This is a genomic window from Amycolatopsis melonis, from assembly GCF_040064235.1.
GTDB classification, from domain to species: Bacteria; Actinomycetota; Actinomycetes; order Mycobacteriales; family Pseudonocardiaceae; genus Amycolatopsis; species Amycolatopsis melonis.
Genome location: NZ_JBDZYD010000019.1, coordinates 161943 through 179716, shown reverse-complemented (window position 1 = coordinate 179716; position 17774 = coordinate 161943). Strand labels below are relative to the sequence as shown.

The following is a 17774-nucleotide window of genomic DNA, read 5'->3' as shown; positions in this document are numbered from 1 at the left end:
GTCACATTGGGGGCGCTTGAGAACCGGCGGTCAGCGGCAGCGGTAGCTCGACGCCGACGCCGGATCACCGCCGGTGTAGCGGGAAACCCGCGGATAAGCGCACAAGTCCCGGGCCGCCCTGCCGTCGGCGGTCGCCGCCGCCAGGGTGACCGGGGCCCGGCCGTGCTCGACCCAGTCGACCAGCGCACCCAGGGGGTTCGACGGCTGGGCGCCGTCGCCGCCTCCGCAGTGCTGGACGCCCGGGGCCAGGAACAGCCGGTAGAAGTCGTTCACCCGCTGCGGGCCGCCCAGCTGCCGGTCCACCTGTGTGCGGTAGACCAGCGCGCCGCCTGGGGGGATCAGCTGGTCGGCCGTGCCCACCACCGTCAGCAGCTTGCCGCCGGTGCGGCGGAACGCCGTCAGGTCCGGGTCCGACGTGCCGATCACCGTGTCGTACTCCCGCACCGACTGGCGGAACAGCTCCGCGAACTCGCCGTAGGTCAGCGTCGACGTGTCGAAGTCCGGCTGCTTCTTCAGGAACGACCGCACCCACTGCACGGCCACCGGGAAGCCCGGCGCGTACAGCGTGCCGTCCGGACGCGGCTGCGTCCCGGCCAGCCACGTGTAGTCCGCGCCCTTCGGCAGGCCGAACCACAGGCGGCGGCCGCGCTCGTCGGCCGGGCCCGCCCAGATCTTGCGCATGACCTCGGCGTCCGCCGCCGTCACGGTGAACTCGCGGCCGTCGCAGACGACCTTCGTGCCGACCAGGCGGCGCGGGTCGTAACCGCACTCGTCCGGCTGGTCGACGATGCCGTTGGTGACGCCGTCGCGGGCGTCACACGCCTGGATCGCCGCCTTCTGGAACGCGGAAAGCACGCACGTGCTGGGGAAATCGTGCTCGTTGTTCATGACGACCTGCGGCCACAGCGTCGCGACGGCGAACTGCGTCCACTCCACCGCCGGGGCGTTGGCGAGGATGCCGTCGAAGTCGCCGGCGTAGTTCTGGGCCTCGGAGTAGCCCTGGCGGCCGCCGGTCGAGCAGCCGTTCCAGTAGGAGTACGTCACCGGCCGGTGGTAGTAGCGCTCGGTGACGGCCTTGCCGAGCACGGCCTCTTCGTGCGCCGACCGGGTGGCGAAGTTGGTCAGCAGGGTCCGGTCGACCCGGCCGTCCGCGGTCAGGGCCCACGAGGTGTCCAGGCCGTTCTCGGACACGCCGGCGTCCGTGGTCACGGCGCTGTAGCCGTCCTTGACCGCCTGTTCGAGGGGCGCGCCGAAGTTGCCCGCGGCGTACGCGCTGCCGCCGACGGCCTGCAGCCGCCCGGTCCAGCCGTGGTCCGGCAGGGCCACCGCGACCCGGACGTGGTCGTGGCCGTCGTGGGTCAGGGTGACGGTGACCTGGCAGAAGGCGGTCTTCGGCTCCGCCGTGACGGATTCGATCTTCGCGCCCGGCGGGGCGGGCACCGCGACGGCGGCGCAGGACGGCGTGGCCGCGGCGGCCGGCGCGAGCTGCGTGACGGCGGTCAGCAGGAGCGGCACGGTGGCCGCCAGGAACAGGCGTCTCATGGGTCACTTTCGTCCGATGTGGACAGGGCAGGCGAAACGCTAGGCGCCGGGGCGGGGGTTTCGCGCCCGTCGGGTGACGCCGTCGGTGTACGTCACCTGGGTAAGGTCGGTTCCATGGCGCTGCACGGACGGGACACCGAGCTGAAGGAGCTGGGCGAGCTCGTCGACGGGCCGGAGGACCGCAGCGGCGTGGTGATCCGCGGCGAAGCGGGCATCGGCAAGTCCGCGCTGGTGGCGGAGACGGCCGCGGCGGCGTCGGTCGCGGGCCTGCGGGTGCTGCGCACGGCCGGGGCCGAGGCCGAGCGGAACCTGGCGTACGCGGGGCTGCACCAGCTGCTGTACCCGGTCCGGGCCGGAATCGCCGACCTGCCGTCGCCGCAGCGCGACGCCCTGCGCACGGCGCTGGGACTGGCCGACGGCGCGTCGCCGAGCGCATACCTGGTGGGGCTCGCGGCGTTGACGCTGCTGGCGGAGGAGGCGGCGGCCAAGCCGTTGCTGCTGGTGGCCGAGGACGTGCACTGGCTGGACCGGGCTAGCGCGGACGTGCTGGCGTTCGTCGCCCGCCGGATCGAGAACGAGCCGATCATCCTGCTGGCCACCCTCCGCGACGGCACGGAGTCCCCGCTCCTCGACGCGGGCTTGGCGGCAATGACGCTCGACCGCCTCCCGGCCGACGCGGCGGCGGACCTGCTGGACGCGGTGGCCCCCAGGCTGGCCCCGGCCGTCCGGACCCGGGTGCTGACGGAGGCGGCGGGTCACCCGCTGGCCCTGACGGAACTGCCGGCGGCGCTGGCGCAGCTGGACGGCCTGGACCCGGTACTGCCGCTGACCGAGCGACTGGAGCGCACGTTCACGACCCGGGTGGCGGCCCTGCCGGACGAGACAAGGACGGCGCTGCTGGTGGCGGCGCTGAACGAGACAACATCGGTGGCCGAGACACTTACGGCGACGGCGGCCCTGCTCGGGACGGCGGCCGATCTGCCGGAGACTGGCGCGGGGCGGCTTGGTGCGGGTGAGCTGGGTGCCGCGGGGCCGCCGGTGACCGGCGCGGGGCGATTGGCCGCGGGTGAGCCGGGCGCGGCGGGGCCGCCGGTGACCGGCGCGGGGCGGTTGGGCGCGGGTGAGCGGGGCGCGGCGGGGCCGCCGGTGACCGGCGTGGGGCGGTTGGGCGCGGGTGAGCTGGGCACGGCGGACCTGCCCGAGCCCGGCGCGGCGCGGCCGGCCGCGGGCGAGCCCGGTGCGGCGGAGCTTCCCGAAACCGGCGCCGCCCCCGGCCGAACTGCCGCGCAGCCCACCGTCGATCCCGCAATCCTCGCCCCCGCCGTCGACGCGCGGCTCGTCGACCTCGCCGCCGGTGTCGTCACCTTCCGGCATCCCCTCATGCGGTCCGCCATCCCCGCCGCCGCGAGCCCGCTCGACCGGCGCCGCGCCCACCTCGCCCTCGCCGATGCCCTGGCCGGGGAGCCCGACCGGCGGGCCTGGCACCGGGCCGCCGCCACCGACGGGCCCGATGAAACCGTCGCCGCCGATCTCGAACGGACCGCCGAGCGGGCCCGCTACCGGGGTGGGGCCGCCGCCGCGATTGCCGCCCTCGAACAGGCCGCGCGGCTCAGTCCCGAGCCCGGGGTGCGGGCCGATCGGCTGCTCAGAGCCGCCGGACTGGCCGTCGACTCGGGACGGCGGGAGACCGCCGAACGCCTCGTCCACGACGCCCGCCCTGCCGATGCCCGCCGCCGGGCCACCGCGAGCCGGCTGCTCAGCGAGTTCGAAGACGGCGTCCGCGAAGACCCCTCCCGTGTCGCGGAACTGGCCGTGACCGCCGCCGAAACCGCCGCCGACGGCCAGTACGACGCCGCCCTGCGCATCCTCTGGAGTGCCGCCATGCGGTGCTTCTGGACCGAGCCCGGAGCCGCCGCGCGCCGGGCGCTGCTCGACGTTGCCGACCGGCTGCCCGTGCCGGACGACGATCCGCGGATCGTCGCCGTCACCGCGTACGTCGCTCCTTTCGAACGCGGCGAAGCCGTGCTGGGGAAGCTGCGGCAGCTGGCCGCGCGGACCGGGGCCGATCCCGAGATCGACCGGTATCTCGGCAGCGCCGCGCTGCAGGTCGGGGCCTTCGACCTGGCCGCGCGGTTCTCCGCGGCCGCGGCGCCCGGCCTGCGGGCCCAGGGACGGCTCGGGCTGCTGCCACGCGCACTGGCCGTGCTGGCCTGGAGCCGCGTCCGGCTCGGGGACCTCGCCGGTGCGGTGCCCGCCGCGGCCGAGGCGGCCCGGTTCGCCCGCGAGACCGGGCAGCCGTTCATGCACGGCTTCGCCACCGCCGTCCAGGCCGAGATCGCCGCACTCCGCGGCGAGGCCAAACCCGCGAAAACCCTCGCCGACCAGGCCGAACGTGGTGGGCTCGCGGCCGGTGCCCGTCCCGTGCTCGCCACCGTGCAGCTCTCCCGCGGGCTGGCGAACCTCGGCGAAGGCCGGTTCGAGGACGCCTTCGCCGACCTGCGCCGCCTGCACGACCCGGCCGACCCCGCGTACCAGCTGGCGCTGCGCGCCTACTGCCTCGCCGAACTGACCGAAGCCGCGGTGCGCGCCGGGCAGGCCGACGCGATGCGGGACGTCGTCGCCGAGCTGGAGCCGCTCGCCGCCGTCACGCCGTCACCCGCCCTGCACATCGGCCTGCGGTACGCGCGTGCTGTGCTGGAGCCGGGTGACGAGCTGTTCGCCGAAGCACTGCGGGCCGACCTGACCGGCTGGCCCGCCGAACGCGGCCGCGTCCACCTGGCGTTCGGCGAGTGGCTGCGGCGGCAGCGGCGGGTCGTCGAGTCGCGGACGCACCTGCGCACCGCCCGCGAGACCTTCGACGCGCTGGGCATGACGGCGTGGGCCGAGCGCGCCCGGCGCGAGCTGCGCAGCGCGGGCGAGTCGAGCCCGAACCGCGGCCCGGACGCCCGCGACAAGCTGACCCCGCACGAGCTGAGCATCGCGCAGCTGGCCGCCGACGGGCTGACGAACCGCGAGATCGGGCAGCGGCTGTACCTTTCGCACCGGACGGTCGGCACCCACCTGCACCGGATCTTCCCCAAGCTGGGCGTCAGCTCCCGGGCCGAGCTGGCGGCCATGCTCAGGACGCTCGAAGGATGACGTACACCGGCTGCGTCACCTGACGGGCGCGAAGGTCACCGGACGCTTCCTAACGTCGTGAAAGTCCCACGGTCTTTCGCACAGGAGCGTCCAGATGATCAGCAGGAGACGATTCGGCCAGGTGTTCGCGGCGGGACTGGCGGCGACGTCGCTGGCCGCGTGCTCGTCGAACGCTGCCACCCCTTCAGCCCAGCCGGGCCCCGATCTGCGGGCAGGCTCGGGCGCGCACACCTCACTCGGCGAGGTCAAGCACGCCGACGCCGGGCTGGTGACCATGGCGTACTACGAGTTCGGCCCGGCGACCGGCCAGCCCGTCGTGCTGCTGCACGGCTGGCCGTACGACCCGTACAGCTACGTCGACGTCGCGCCGATCCTGGCCGACGCGGGTTACCGGGTGATCGTCCCGTTCCTGCGTGGCTACGGCCCGACGGCGTTCAAGTCCGCCGCGACGGTCCGCAACGGCCAGCAGACGGCGGTCGCGCTCGACGTCATCGCCCTGATGGACACGCTCAAGATCGACAAGGCCGTCCTCGGCGGCTACGACTGGGGTGGCCGGACGGTCGACATCATCGCCGCGCTGTGGCCGCAGCGGTGCACGGCGATCGTCGCGGTGAGCGGGTACATCGTCACGAACCTCAAGGCCAACCAGCAGCCGCTCGCCCCGGCGGCCGAGCTGGGCTGGTGGTACCAGTACTACTTCGCGACCGAGCGCGGCCGCGCCGGCTACGCGGCCAACCGCCACGACTTCAACAAGCTGATCTGGAAGAACGCCTCGCCGTCGTGGAACTTCGACGACGCGACCTACGACCGCAGCGCCGCGGCGTTCGACAACCCCGACCACGTCGCGATCGTCATCCACAACTACCGCTGGCGGCTGAGCCTGGCCCCCGGCGAGCCGCAGTACGACCAGTACGAGCAGAAACTGGCCGCGGGCGCGACCATCGGCGTCCCGTCGATCACGATCGGCAGCGACTTCGACGGCCCGGCCAAGGACGGCAAGGCCTACCGGTCGAAGTTCACCGGCAAGTACGAGCACCGCGTCTTCGACGGCATCGGCCACAACGTCCCGCAGGAAGCCCCGCACCCGTTCGCCCAGGCAGTCATCGACGCCGCCCACCTGTAGGGCCGTGAATGGCCCATTCACGGACTCCACGTCCGTCAATGGGCCATTCACCGCTTTCAGCGGGACGCGCGGTGGATGACGTCGACGACGGCGTCGGGTGCCGCGGCGGCGATCGCGTGCGGGGAGTCGACCTCGGTGATCGCCGCGTGCGCGCGGCGGGCCTCGAACCGTTCCGCCGCCGGGGGAATCGCCTTGTCGCGCGTGGCGACCAGGGCGTACTTCCGGATGCCCGCCGGTGCCGTGGCGGCGATCTTCTCGTCGAACGCCGACGCCAGGATCGGCCGCTGCCCGGCCGCCGCGACGGCCGTGTCCAGTGCCGGCAGCCCCGCGGCGAACAGCGAGGGGTAGCTCGCCGCGTTGACGAACAGTTCCGGGCCCACCGTGTGCGTCGTCGACGGTCCGATGAGCGAACCCGGGAACTGGGCGTTCAGCTGCCCGGCCGTCTCACCCGCCTCCGGGATGAACGCCGCCGCGTACACCAGCGCCTTCACGTCCGCCGTCCGTCCGGCCAGCTCGCTGATCAGCAGGCCGCCGTACGAGTGCCCGACGAGGATCTTCGGCCCCGGCACGGCGTCGAGAACTCCTTGCAGCGCAGCGACATCCGCCGCGACGCCACGCAACGGGACGGCGGGCGCGACCACCGGGTAGTGCTCAGCCAGCAGCGTCCGCGTGACCGACGCCCACGCGGACGCGTCCTCGAACGCGCCGTGCACCAGCACGACCGTCGGCTTCGGGTGCGCGGGCACGGCGGCGACGCCGGGGGAGGCGGCGGTGAGCACGCCCGCCCCGACGATCGCCGCCGCGGCCAGTGCACCGATGGTGCGCTTCATCAGGCGACCGTCGCGTCGAGGGTGACCTCGATGTTGCCGCGCGTGGCCTTCGAGTACGGGCACACCTGGTGCGCGCCCCGGACCAGCTCGTCGGCCGTGGCCTGGTCGATGCCCGTGGCCTCCAGGTGCAGCACGGCGCTGAGCTTGAACTCGCCCGCCTCGGTGTCGTGGTGCAGGGTGACCTCCGCGACCACGGCGAGGTCGTTCAGCGGCACCTTCTTCGCGCCCGCGACCCGGCGCACGGCGCCGACGAAGCACGAGGCCCAGCCCGCCGCGAACAGCTGCTCCGGGTTGGTGCCGTCGCCCGCGCCGCCGAAGGCCTTCGGCACGGCGAGGGTGACGTCGAGCGCGCCGTCGTCGGAGGTCGCGCGGCCCCCGTTGCGGCCTTCCGCGGTGGAGGTGGCGACGGCGGTGTAGGTCACTTCGGACATGGTCTTCCTTTCAGCGGGTGACGTCACCACGCTAGGAATCCGCGTCCGGGCGCGGCGACCGTCGCACGACGTCATCGGTGTACGTCATCGCAGCCGCCCGTCCGCCAGCCGCAGCCACCGGTCGATCCCGATCTCGCCGAGGAACCGCTCGTCGTGGCTGACGACGACGAACGCGCCGCGGAACGCCGTCAGCGCGCTCTCCAGCTGCCCGGTGCTGACCAGGTCGAGGTTGTTCGTCGGCTCGTCGAGCAGCAGCAGCTGCGGCGCCGGTTCGGCGAACAGGACGCAGGCGAGCGTGGCCCGCAGCCGTTCCCCGCCGGAGAGCACGCCGACCGGCAGGTGCGCGCGGGAGCCGCGGAACAGGAAGCGGGCCAGCAGGTTCATCCGCTGCGCGGCGGGCAGCGCCGGCGCGGCCGCGGCCAGGTTCTCGGCGACGCTGCGGTCGTCGTCCAGCAGGTCCAGGCGCTGCGAGAGGAACGCGATCCGGCCATCGGCCCGGGTGACGGTCCCGCTCTCGGGTTCGAGATCGCCCTTGAGCAGCCGCAGCAGGGTCGACTTCCCGGCACCGTTCGGGCCGGTGAGCGCGATCCGCTCGGGGCCGCGGATCGCCAGGTCGACGCCGTCGCCGAAAAGGTCCCGCACCCGCAGGTTCTCGCCGAGGAACAGCGTCCGCCCCGACGGCACCTCCGTCTGCGGCAGCTGCAGGCTGATCTTCTGCTCGGGCCGCAGTTCGCGCTCGGCCTGGTCGAGCCGGGCCTTGGCCGCGCCGACGCGTGCCGCGTGCGTGCCGTCCGTCTTGGCCGCCGACTCCTGGGCGTTGCGTTTCATGGTGCCGGCGAAGATCTTCGGCAGCCCGGCGTTGCCGAGATTGCGTGACGCCGTGCTGGCGCGGCGGGCGGCGCGTTCGCGGGCCTGCTGCATCTCCCGCTTCTCGCGTTTGACTTCCTGTTCGGCGGTGCGGATGTTCTTCTCCGCGACTTCGCGGGCGGCACGGACGGCTTCTTCGTAGGCGGTGAAGTTTCCGCCGTGGAACCGGATTTCGCCGCGGTCCAGCTCGGCGATGCGGTCCATCCGGTCGAGCAGCGCGCGGTCGTGGCTGACCACGAGCAGGCAGCCGGACCAGTCGTCGAGCACGGTGTAGAGCTTGCGCCGCGCCTCGAGGTCGAGGTTGTTGGTGGGTTCGTCCAGCAGCAGCACGTCCGGGCGCTTGAGCAGCTGGGCGGCGAGGCCGAGCGAGACGATCTGGCCGCCGCTGAGCGTGTCCAGCGTGCGGTCGAGCGTCACGTCGGCGAGGCCGAGCCGGTCGAGCTGGGCGCGGGTGCGTTCCTCGATGTCCCAGTCGGTGCCGATGGTGGTGAAGTGCGCTTCGCCGGCGTCCCCGGATTCGACGGCGGCGATGGCGTGCAGGACCGGGGCGACGCCGAGGACCTCGGCCACCGACGGCTCGCCGGTCAGCGGCAGGTCCTGCGGGAGGTAGCCGAGCACGCCGGCGGCGGTGACACTGCCCGCGGACGGCGTCAGCACGCCGGCGACGAGCTTGAGCAGGGTGGTCTTGCCGGACCCGTTGGGGGCGACGAGACCGGTGCGGCCGCCCGGGAACGTGGCGGACAGGCGGTCGAAGACGGGGGTGTCGTCGGGCCAGGAGAAGGACAGGCCGGACAGCACGATTTCGGACATGGCGAAGACCTCGCGAGGATGCGTGCGGAAAAGGGGACGTCGAGGGCGGCCCGCACCGGCACTGCCGGGGGCCTGCGCACTCCGGGGCTACCCGGAGATGTCGACGTCACCTGCCACGACCAGGTCTCCTCCGCGTTGATCTCCCTGCCGAAGATAGCAGGGTTGTCCGTCCGGGCCGGGGGTAACCGGGCCGGATGCGCATCGTGGTGACCGGGGCAACGGGCAACATCGGGACCGGAGTCGTCCGCGCGTTGCGGGCGGATCCGCAGGTCGAGAGCGTCGTGGGACTCGCGCGACGCCCGGCGGAGGACAGCGTCACGGCCGACGTCGAACGCGACGACCTGGTACCGCACTTCCGCGGCGCCGACGCGGTGGTGCATCTGGCGTGGCTGTTCCAGCCGACCCACCGGCCGGAACGCACATGGCGCGCGAACGTCCTGGGGTCGCTGCGGGTGTTCGACGCGGCGGCGACGGCGGGGGTGCCGAAGCTGGTGTACGCGTCGTCGGTCGGCGCGTATTCGCCGCGCGAGGACGACGAGCCGGTCACCGAGGACTGGCCGACCCACGGCTGGCCCGGCGCGGCGTACACGCGCGAAAAGTCCTATGTGGAGCGGTATCTCGACGCGTTCGAGCACCGCCACCCGAAGCTGGAGGTGGTCCGCCTCCGACCGGGCTTCGTGTTCCAGCGCAGCGCGGCGACCGAGCAGCGCCGGCTGTTCGCGGGCCCGTTCCTGCCGGGCTCGCTGGTCCGGCCGGGGCTGGTGCCGGTGCTGCCGGACATCCCGGGACTGCGTTTCCAGGTGGTGCACACAGATGATCTGGCCGACGCGGTCCGCCGCACGCTGACGCGCCCGGTCCGCGGAGCGTTCAACATCGCGACGGCCCCGGTGGTGACGCCCCGGTACGTGGCCCAGCTGCTGGGCGCCCGGACGATCCCGCTCCCGCCGGCGGCGGTCCGCGCGGCGGTGAGCGCGGCCTGGCGGGTGCACGCGGTACCGGCGTCCCCAGGCCTGTTCGACGCGGTGCTGCGGCTTCCTTTGCTGGATACGGGAAGGGCGGAGTCCGAATTGGACTGGCAGCCACGGCACGACGCGGCGTCGACGGTACGGGAGTTCCTCGCCGGACTGCGGTCGGGAGCGGGAGCGGACACGGCCCCGCTGGCCCCGGACCGGCCCCGGCGCAGGCTGCACGAGATCGCAACGGGCATCGGCCGCCGCCCCTGACCGAGTGCGGCGCGACGATCGCCGGTCGGATCGCGACGGGCATCGGCTGCCGCCTCTGACCCAACGCGGCGCGACGATCGCCGGTCGGGTCGCGACGGGCATCGGCTGCCGCCTCTGACCCAACGCGGCGCGACGATCGCCGGTCGGGTCGCGACGGGCATCGGCTGCCACCCCTGACCCAGCTCGGCGGCCACGTTTGCCCCGGCGCCTGTCCGCCGCGGCAACCACCAGCGGCCGGGCGGTCGTGAGTGGTAATTCGGGTTCTAACCCTAATTGCCACTCACGACGAGCTGCGGCAGACCGCTAACCCCGCTGGTGGTGGGCAAGCAGCCGGCCGAGCAGCCGGATCAGGGTCTGCCGGTCGGCGTCGGGGAGCGGGCCGAGCAGGTCGTCCTGTGCGCGGTCCAGCGTCTCGTCCAGCTGCCGCAGGTGGTTCTCGCCTGTCTGGGTGAGCGTCACCTGGTTGCGCCTGCGGTCGGCGGGGTCGGGTGTTCGCTGGACGAAACCCCGTTCGGCCAGCTCGTTGACGGCCGCGACGACGTCGCTGCGGTCCATCGTGCAGCGGCGGCCCAGTTCGGCCTGGCTGGCCACGCCGAACTCCGCGAGCGCGGCGAGGATGCGGTAGTGGTAGCCGCGCGCGCCCGCCGCCGCGAACCCGTCGGCGGTGAGCCGGTGGGCGTGCACGGCCAGCTGGCTCAGCAGCCAGCTCGGCTTCGTGGTCAGGCGGGCCGGAGGTTCCTCCATGCCGTCAGCCTAGGCGGTGGACGGCGCCCGGCTGAGGTCCACGACGCAGAACCGGTTGCCGTCCGGATCGGCCAGCACGACGCCCACTCGCCGATGGGGACGAGGCCCAGCGCCGCCGACCAGAACGCCGTGGCGCGCGGGACGTCCGAAACGCCGATCACCGGGAACCCGAGCCGCAGCACGCGTCCGGTTACCCGGGCGCGGGTGCGGCAAACTCAGGCGAGTTCGGCGGAGACGACCGCGGGCAGCGCGCGCAGTCCGTCGAGCAGGGGCTCGATCTCCTCGGCGGCCAGCAGGACCGCGCAGACCATGCTGCTCTCCCGGACGCCGTCCTTGACGTCGACGGACAGCTCGTGGACCAGGCGCCCGTCGAGTGCGCGGACCAGTTGCGGGATCTGCTCGGCGCCGCCGACGAAGTAGGTGGCGATCCGGCGGCGCAGCAGGGCCGTCCGGGTGGCGGGAAACGTGGGACTGGACATGGCTGATCTCCCGGGAAAGACGTGAACGGGGGAACGGGCCAGGTCCCGGAAAACGCGATCGCCGGACTGCGCGCCGGCGACCTGGGTTCAGCCGGCGCGCCGGGCTACGAGTCGCGAGGACGTCATCGGGCGCTGCACGGCCACAGGCTAACACGGCTCCGGAGTGTCCGGAACGACCACCGGAGGCCGGTCCGCCCGTGGACGCGTGCTGAAAGGCGCTTTCCTGGCGTCTGGCGCGACGAAAGTCCCTTTCGCTGCACCGGACGAGACGAAAGCGTCTTTCAGCTCGCCCGGATCACACCCAGCCCCAGCGGGGTGATCTCGTGGATCTGCGACTTCCCGGACCGCGCGCTGGTGATCAGCCCGCTCGCCCGCAGCACCGACGCGTGCTGGCTCGCCGTCGCCAGTGAAATTCCGGTCAGCTCGGCCAGCTCGCTCGTGTTGCAGCGGCTGATCGCCACTGTCATCAGCACCCTGGCCCGCGTGTGGCCCAGCAGCGCCGCCAGTGACGGGCCCGGCTCCGCGTCGCTGTCGAAGCGGCGGTGGCTGATCGAGTACACCAGCACCGGCGGGAGGGCCGGGTCCTTGTACGTCGTCGGCATGCCGTGCGCGAAGAACGTCGGGATCAGCCGGAGCCCGCGGCCGTTGAGGTGGAGTTCCTGGTCGACGGGGAAGCGCACCCGCAGCACCGGCGGGGACCACGTGATGTCCGGGTGCAACGTCGAGAGCAGCAGCTGTGGCCCGCCGCGGTCCAGGCTGGACTGCAGGCGGCGGCGGTCTCGGGCCACCGCGCGGCGGACCGTCGGCCAGTCCGGGGCGACGCACTGGCGGTAGTAGTCGTGCAGTGCCGTCCCGAGCCGGTGCAGTTCGCGGGGTTCGCCGTCGGCGAGGCGGCGCAGCCACGGCGGGACGCGGGTGCCCTGGGCCGCCAGCTCGGCGACGTCGCCCGCCAGCGCCCGCTCGGGCGTTTCGAGCACCGCCGAAACCCCTTCGCCGATCGTGCGGGCGCCTGCCGGGGTGAGGAAGTCGGGGCAGTAGCCGTAGGGCGGGACAGCCGACATCAGCAGCCGCCCGGACTCCGGGACTGCGGAGCGTGATCCCCGGCGCCAGCGGCCGAAGAGCGGCTCGCCTTCCGGCCGCCGGATCCGGTAGCTGCTCATCAGCAGTTCCCACATCGGATCGGCGTCCTCGGCGATGGTCACCTTCGGCAGGTCCGCATCCGTGAAGTGAATTTTCAACATCGCCGGCGCCTCCTTTACCCGGCCAAGGGTAGCCCTGGTGGGGCGGGTTTTCGCTGGCCCCGTCCCGATGCCGCGGAGGTTTACCGTGCAAGGCCGCCGGACGACGTTTCGGGCAGGCGCGAAACGTTTTCAGCCCCGTTGACCGTGCTCCGGGCCGCTGGCACGTTCGGCTCGACGAGAAGTGTCCTTCACCCGGCTGGGGGATCACGTGGTGACAGATTGAACACTTTCCGTTACTGGGGCTGAACTTTACTGGGGAAGGCGGATGCCCGCATGACGAACCACGAAGAACGGAGACCGCTGATCCTCCGGCGAGCCGGGAGCCGCCGGTGACCGTCGACGACCTCGCCTACGTGCCCGAGCCGGTGCGGAACCGGCCGTCCGGCCACGCTCCCGTGCTGACGCTGCCGGCGTTCGCGGACCTGAAGTACCGGCTGCTCGGCCCGGTTTCGGCCGTCGGCACCGACGGGCCCGCGCGGCTCGGCGGCCCGAAGCAGCGGACGGTGCTGGCCGCGCTGCTGCTCAACGCCAACCAGGTCGTCTCCGAAGACCAGCTGATCGAGATGCTCTGGGAGGACCGCCCGCCTGCCAGCGCGCGCGGGCAGCTGCAGGTCCGCGTCTGGGAACTGCGGAAGCTGCTCGGCCGCGAGGTGATCGTCCGCCGCGAACCCGGCTACCTCATCGAGGTCCGGCCCGGCGAGCTGGACGTCGACCTCTTCGACGACGTCACCAAGGACGCCCGCAGGCTCATCGACGGCGGCGAGCTGCGCCGCGGGGTCGAGCGCCTGCGCGCGGTACTGGAGCTGTGGCAGGGTCCGCCGCTGGGCGGGGTGACCGACGCGCTGGTGCGGCGCAGCGGCCAGCTGCTGGCCGAGCAGCGGATGGGTGCGCTCGAGACGTTGTTCGACGCCGAGCTGGCCACCGGACGGCACACGCACGTGGTGCGGGAGCTGCGGCACTTCGTCGACGAGTACCCGTTCGGCGAGCGGCTGCAGGAGCAGCTGATGCTCGCGCTGCAGCGCTCCGGACGCACGCCCGAGGCGCTGGAGGTCTACACCGCGACCCGCGAACGCCTCGACGCCGAGCTGGGCGTCGAGCCCGGGGAGCGGCTGCGGGCCATGCACCTGCAGGTGCTCAGCGGGACCGGCGACGAGCCGCCGGTGCCCGCGGCCGCCGAGGTCGTCACGCCGTCGCGGCCCGCCGAGCTGCCGCGGGACGTCCGCGGCTTCGCGGGGCGGACCGAGCAGCTGGCGCAGCTGGACGGCCAGCTCGCCGCGCGGGCCGGGGCGTACGCCTCGGACGTCTGGATCGTGCACGGCATCCCTGGCGTCGGGAAGACCGCGCTCGCGCTGCACTGGGCGCACCGCGTCCGCGACCGCTTCCCGGACGGGCAGCTCTACGTCAACCTGCGTGGCTTCGACGCCGACCGCGAGCCGATGGAGCCCGCGGTCGCGCTGGCGCAGCTGCTGCGGGCGCTGGGTGCCGACCCGCGGCGCATCCCGGAGGACGTCGACGCGCAGGCCGGGCTCTACCGCTCACTGCTGGCCGACCGGCAGGTGCTGCTGGTGCTGGACAACGCACGCGACGCCGAGCAGGTGCTGCCGCTGCTGCCGCCGACCGGGACCGTGCTGGTCACCAGCAGGCACCGGCTCGGCAGGCTGGTCGCCGAGTTCGGCGCGTTCTCCCTCGGCCTCGGCGCGCTCACCGACGCCGACTCGCGGGCCCTGCTCGGCGGCGTCCTCGGCGAGTGCCGGGTGGCCGCCGAGCCGGTGGCGGCCGGGGAGCTGGCGCGGCTGTGCGGGCACCTGCCGCTGGCACTGCGGATCGCGGCCGCGAACATCGCGACCGGCCCGGACACCACGGTCGCCGCGATGGCCGCCGACCTGGCCAAGGGCGACCGGCTCCGGCGGCTCGTGCTCGACGGCTCCGACGAAAGCGCCGTGACGCGGGCGTTCGCCGTCTCCTACGAAGCGCTGGCGCCCCCGCTGCGCCGGCTGTTCCGGCTGCTCGGCCTGGTCGGCTGCCCGGACTTCACCGCCCGCGGGGCCGCGGCGCTGACCGGCGACCCGGTCGAGACGGTGACGCGGCAGCTGCGGCTGCTGGCCGCGGCGCACCTGGTCGAGCAGCACGTGACCGGCCGCTACCGGCTGCATGACCTGCTGCGGGCGTTCGCGCTGCGCCAGGCCCACGCGGACGAGCCCGCCGCGGCGCGGGCCCGCGCGTGGCGCCGGTTCGTCGAGCTGTACCTCTCGGGCGCGGACGCGGCCGAGCGGATCTTCGGGCGGCGGCACGACCCGCGGCTGCCGCGCGAACCGGCGGTGGTGCCGGCGAACCCGCTCTCCTTCGCCGACTCCGCCGAGGCCGCGGCCTGGCTCGACGCCGAGCACGAGAATCTCTCCGCCGTCGTCACCCAGGCGGTGACCGAGGGGCCGTACCCGGTCGCCTGGTATCTCGCCGACGCCGTGCGCGCGTCCTTCTACCACCGTGGACGCCGGGTGGAGTGGGTCGATCTCGCGACGACGGTCCTGGCCGCGGCCCGCCGCCTGGACGTGCCTGCGGTGGAGGCGGTGACCGCGCAGAGCATCGGGCTGGCGTTCGTCCACCGGGAACGGCACGAGCAGGCCATCGAGTGGATGACCACGGCGTTGCGCGTGTTCGAGCGGGTGGACTGGCCGGAGGGCAAGGCCGCCGCGCTCAACGCCTCGGCCATCGCGCTGCGCGTGGCAGGCCGGTTCGAGGAGGCGGCTTCGCAGTTCGAGCGCGCGCTGGAGCTGCAGCGGCAGTGTGGCTACCGGCTCGGCCAGGTGAGCGTGCTGAACAACCTGGCATCGGTCCACCGGCAGCGGTGCCTGCTCGACGCGGCCCGCGCCTGCCTCGACGAGGCACTCGAGATCGCCGTCGACGAGGGCTACCAGCTGGGGGAGGCGGTGGTGCTGGTCGGCATCGGCGTCGTCCAGCGGCTGCAGGACGACCTCCCGGACGCGCGCAGTTCGCTGACCAGGGCGTTCGAGCTGCACAAGGCGCACTCCCACCCGTACGGGCAGGGCTCGGCGCTGTGCGGGCTGAGCCTGGTCTCGCTCGACCTCGGCGAGTTCGAGCAGGCCCGCGTGCAGGCCATGCAGGGGCTGGAGATCGCCCGGCAGGAGCAGAACCGCGAAACCGAGGTCGGAGCGCTCAACGCGCTGGCGCAGGCGGAGGCGGCACTGGGCGAGACGGCCGCGGCGGTGCGCCACCAGCAGGAGGCGGTGGCGGTGGCCCGGCACTGGGGCTCGCCGTGGCACGTGGCCGAAGCGCTGTCCGGGATGGCGGCGGTCCACGCGGCCCGCGGCGACCACGCCGAGGTGCTGCTGGTCGGGGCGGAGGCACTGGACCTGGCCCGCGGCGGCGGGCTCCGGCTGATCGAGGTGCGCTGCCTGCTGGAGCTGTCCCGCGCCCACGCCGGGCTGGGCCGCGGCGGCGAAGCGCGTCGCCTGTGTGCGGAGGCGCTGACCCGCGCGGCCGGGCTGCCCGCCCTCGAATCCCAGGCCCGGGAGACCCTCGCCCGGCTTTGACCCGAGCGCCCGAAGGTGGCCTTCGGTGCGTTCAACGCACCGAAGGCCACCTTGGGGCGCTCTTGCCCGCGGGGAAGCGGATTGGAAGTGTCCACATCTACCTTTCGCTCGTCCCTTCCGGTGAGAGAACTTTCGGAGTTTCGATGAGATGGGGTAGAGCCTTCGCCGCGGCCGGTGCCGTGGTGGCGCTCGCGGTGACCGGCCTCGCGGGGCCGGCCGCCGCCTACGTCGGTGATCTGGCGCTGACCGAGACCGGCGTCGTGCGCGGGACCGCGGCCACCGACCTGGTGACCTTCAAGGGCATCCCGTACGCCGCCCCGCCGGTCGGGCCGCTGCGCTGGCGGGCGCCGCAGGCGGCGAAGGCGTGGGACGGCGTGCTCGACGGCACGCAGTTCCGCAGCCAGTGCGCGCAGCTGGGCGGGCTCGGCGGGATCGTCGAGTCCTATCAGGAGGATTGCCTGTACCTGAACGTCTTCGCGCCGAAGACGTCCGGGGTCAAGCCGGTCGTCGTGTGGTTCTACGGCGGTGGCTTCCAGAACGGCACCAGCTCCACCTACGACGCCGCGCGCCTGGCCGCGCAGGGTGACGTCGTGGTCGTCACCGTCAACTACCGCGTCGGCGTGCTGGGCTTCCTCGCGCTGCCGTCGCTGGACGGCGAGACGCCCGGCGTGCAGTCCGGCAACTTCGGCATCCAGGACCAGCGTGCGTCGCTGAAGTGGGTGCAGCGCAACATCGCAGGCTTCGGCGGCAACCCGGGCAACGTCACCATCGCGGGCCAGTCCGCCGGTGCCGGTGCCGCGTGCATCCACCTCACCTCGCCCGCGTCGGCGGGGCTGTTCCAGCGCGCCGTCGGCCAGACCTACAGCTGCGGGTCGCCGCTGCTGACCAAGGACGCGGCCGAGACGATGGGCACGACCGTCGCAACGCAGTTCGGCTGCACCGACGCCGCCACCGCGGCGGCCTGCCTGCGCGGCAAGACCGACGTCAAGGCGCTGATGCAGGCGTGGCCGCCGTTGCCGCAGGGCCCGGTCGTGGGCGGCAGCGAACAGCCACTGCAGCCGATCGACGCGTTCCGGCAGGGCAAGTTCAACCGCGTCCCCATGCTGTGGGGCAACAACCGCGACGAGATGCGGATGATCGTCAGCATCCAGTACGACGCCTCGGGCAACCCGGTGACGGCCGAGTCGTACCCGCAGATCATCCGGAACACCTTCGGCGTGGACGCCGACCGGGTACTGGCGCGCTATCCCGCGTCCGCCTACCCGACGCCGGGGCTGGCGCTCTCGGCGGTGCTCAGCGACGCCGGCGACGACCAGCTCGCCACCTGCCAGCACGTGACGGCCTACCGCGCCGCGATCGCCGGGCAGGCCAAGCTGTTCGTCTACCAGTTCTCCGACCGCACGGCCCCGCCGGTGGTCGACATCCCCGGCTTCGACGAGGGTGCCGAGCACGGCGCGGAACTGAACTACCTCTTCCCGAAGTTCACCGGCGCGACGCTCAACGCCGAGCAGCAGGCACTGGCCGACCAGATGGTCCGCTACTGGGCGACGTTCGCCCGCACCGGCGACCCGAACACGGCGGGTCTGCCCGCGTGGCCGCGGTTCACGACGGGAACGGCCCGCGACGCGCTGTCGCTGGACCTCGCGTCCGCGGGCGGCAACCAGAAGATCGACCTGGCAACCCGCAGCCAGTGCGACTTCTGGGCGACCGTGCCACCACCGCCGGGCGCCTGATCCGCGTACCGAAGGGGACTGTCCGATCCGGACAGTCCCCTTCTTCGTGTCCGCGCAGGGCG

At 73.4% G+C, this 17774-nt stretch carries 12 protein-coding genes; 5 read left to right on the top strand and 7 right to left on the bottom strand.

The window, feature by feature from the left end:
* Positions 1–30 precede the first annotated feature (30 nt).
* Entirely contained in the window at positions 31–1542 is a 1512-nt protein-coding gene (locus tag ABJI51_RS40260; RefSeq protein WP_348956434.1) for a tannase/feruloyl esterase family alpha/beta hydrolase, read from the bottom strand.
* A 114-nt stretch (positions 1543–1656) separates the two neighbouring features.
* Here ABJI51_RS40260 and ABJI51_RS40255 point away from each other — a divergent pair, with 114 nt between their 5' ends.
* Both ABJI51_RS40255 and ABJI51_RS40250 read left to right on the top strand, forming a co-directional pair.
* Complete coding sequence (locus tag ABJI51_RS40255; RefSeq protein ID WP_348956433.1) at positions 1657–4680, top strand: AAA family ATPase; 3024 nt, start codon at positions 1657–1659, stop codon at positions 4678–4680.
* Between the two features lie 94 nt (positions 4681–4774).
* Positions 4775–5803, top strand: coding sequence for an alpha/beta fold hydrolase (locus tag ABJI51_RS40250; protein WP_348956432.1), 1029 nt, complete (start codon positions 4775–4777; stop codon positions 5801–5803).
* A 56-nt stretch (positions 5804–5859) separates the two neighbouring features.
* Here the strand turns inward: ABJI51_RS40250 and ABJI51_RS40245 are convergent, their stop codons facing one another.
* From ABJI51_RS40245 to ABJI51_RS40235, 3 genes are all read right to left on the bottom strand, one after another.
* Positions 5860–6633 (bottom strand): alpha/beta fold hydrolase, encoded by a 774-nt coding sequence (locus tag ABJI51_RS40245; RefSeq protein ID WP_348956431.1) that lies wholly within the window; start codon positions 6631–6633, stop codon positions 5860–5862.
* On the bottom strand, positions 6633–7064 hold the full coding sequence (locus tag ABJI51_RS40240) for an organic hydroperoxide resistance protein (protein WP_348956430.1): 432 nt from the start codon (positions 7062–7064) through the stop codon (positions 6633–6635). The genes ABJI51_RS40245 and ABJI51_RS40240 overlap by 1 nt, the downstream gene beginning before the upstream one ends.
* An 84-nt stretch (positions 7065–7148) precedes the next feature.
* Positions 7149–8741: an ABC-F family ATP-binding cassette domain-containing protein gene (locus ABJI51_RS40235; RefSeq protein ID WP_348956429.1), complete on the bottom strand. Its 1593-nt coding sequence runs from the start codon at positions 8739–8741 to the stop codon at positions 7149–7151.
* A gap of 194 nt (positions 8742–8935) precedes the next feature.
* Between ABJI51_RS40235 and ABJI51_RS40230 the strand changes: the two genes are divergently transcribed.
* Positions 8936–9964, top strand: coding sequence for an NAD-dependent epimerase/dehydratase family protein (locus tag ABJI51_RS40230; protein ID WP_348956428.1), 1029 nt, complete (start codon positions 8936–8938; stop codon positions 9962–9964).
* 303 nt (positions 9965–10267) lie between these two features.
* On the opposite strand, the gene ABJI51_RS40225 is transcribed toward ABJI51_RS40230, so the two are convergent.
* The 3 genes from ABJI51_RS40225 to ABJI51_RS40215 form a co-directional block, all read right to left on the bottom strand.
* Positions 10268–10708, bottom strand: coding sequence for a MarR family winged helix-turn-helix transcriptional regulator (locus ABJI51_RS40225; protein WP_348956427.1), 441 nt, complete (start codon positions 10706–10708; stop codon positions 10268–10270).
* A 215-nt stretch (positions 10709–10923) separates the two neighbouring features.
* The gene (locus tag ABJI51_RS40220; RefSeq protein WP_348956426.1) at positions 10924–11187 is read right to left on the bottom strand and encodes a hypothetical protein; all 264 of its coding nucleotides are present in this window, start codon (positions 11185–11187) and stop codon (positions 10924–10926) included.
* Between the two features lie 281 nt (positions 11188–11468).
* Positions 11469–12428: an ArsR/SmtB family transcription factor gene (locus tag ABJI51_RS40215; RefSeq protein WP_348956425.1), complete on the bottom strand. Its 960-nt coding sequence runs from the start codon at positions 12426–12428 to the stop codon at positions 11469–11471.
* Between the two features lie 329 nt (positions 12429–12757).
* Between ABJI51_RS40215 and ABJI51_RS40210 the strand changes: the two genes are divergently transcribed.
* Positions 12758–15979: an AfsR/SARP family transcriptional regulator gene (locus tag ABJI51_RS40210; RefSeq protein ID WP_348956424.1), complete on the top strand. Its 3222-nt coding sequence runs from the start codon at positions 12758–12760 to the stop codon at positions 15977–15979.
* Between the two features lie 143 nt (positions 15980–16122).
* Positions 16123–17712 (top strand): carboxylesterase/lipase family protein, encoded by a 1590-nt coding sequence (locus ABJI51_RS40205; protein ID WP_348956423.1) that lies wholly within the window; start codon positions 16123–16125, stop codon positions 17710–17712.
* Positions 17713–17774: the final 62 nt, after the last annotated feature.

Bases quoted from the DNA above. Each gene is read 5' to 3' on its own strand.
- ABJI51_RS40205 (WP_348956423.1), top strand. From the start codon at position 16,123: ATGAGATGGGGTAGAGCCTTCGCCGCGGCCGGTGCCGTGGTGGCGCTC.
- ABJI51_RS40235 (WP_348956429.1), bottom strand. From the start codon at position 8,741: ATGTCCGAAATCGTGCTGTCCGGCCTGTCCTTCTCCTGGCCCGACGAC.
- ABJI51_RS40230 (WP_348956428.1), top strand. From the start codon at position 8,936: ATGCGCATCGTGGTGACCGGGGCAACGGGCAACATCGGGACCGGAGTC.
- ABJI51_RS40225 (WP_348956427.1), bottom strand. From the start codon at position 10,708: ATGGAGGAACCTCCGGCCCGCCTGACCACGAAGCCGAGCTGGCTGCTG.
- ABJI51_RS40255 (WP_348956433.1), top strand. From the start codon at position 1,657: ATGGCGCTGCACGGACGGGACACCGAGCTGAAGGAGCTGGGCGAGCTC.
- ABJI51_RS40240 (WP_348956430.1), bottom strand. From the start codon at position 7,064: ATGTCCGAAGTGACCTACACCGCCGTCGCCACCTCCACCGCGGAAGGC.
- ABJI51_RS40220 (WP_348956426.1), bottom strand. From the start codon at position 11,187: ATGTCCAGTCCCACGTTTCCCGCCACCCGGACGGCCCTGCTGCGCCGC.
- ABJI51_RS40245 (WP_348956431.1), bottom strand. From the start codon at position 6,633: ATGAAGCGCACCATCGGTGCACTGGCCGCGGCGGCGATCGTCGGGGCG.
- ABJI51_RS40260 (WP_348956434.1), bottom strand. From the start codon at position 1,542: ATGAGACGCCTGTTCCTGGCGGCCACCGTGCCGCTCCTGCTGACCGCC.
- ABJI51_RS40215 (WP_348956425.1), bottom strand. From the start codon at position 12,428: ATGTTGAAAATTCACTTCACGGATGCGGACCTGCCGAAGGTGACCATC.
- ABJI51_RS40250 (WP_348956432.1), top strand. From the start codon at position 4,775: ATGATCAGCAGGAGACGATTCGGCCAGGTGTTCGCGGCGGGACTGGCG.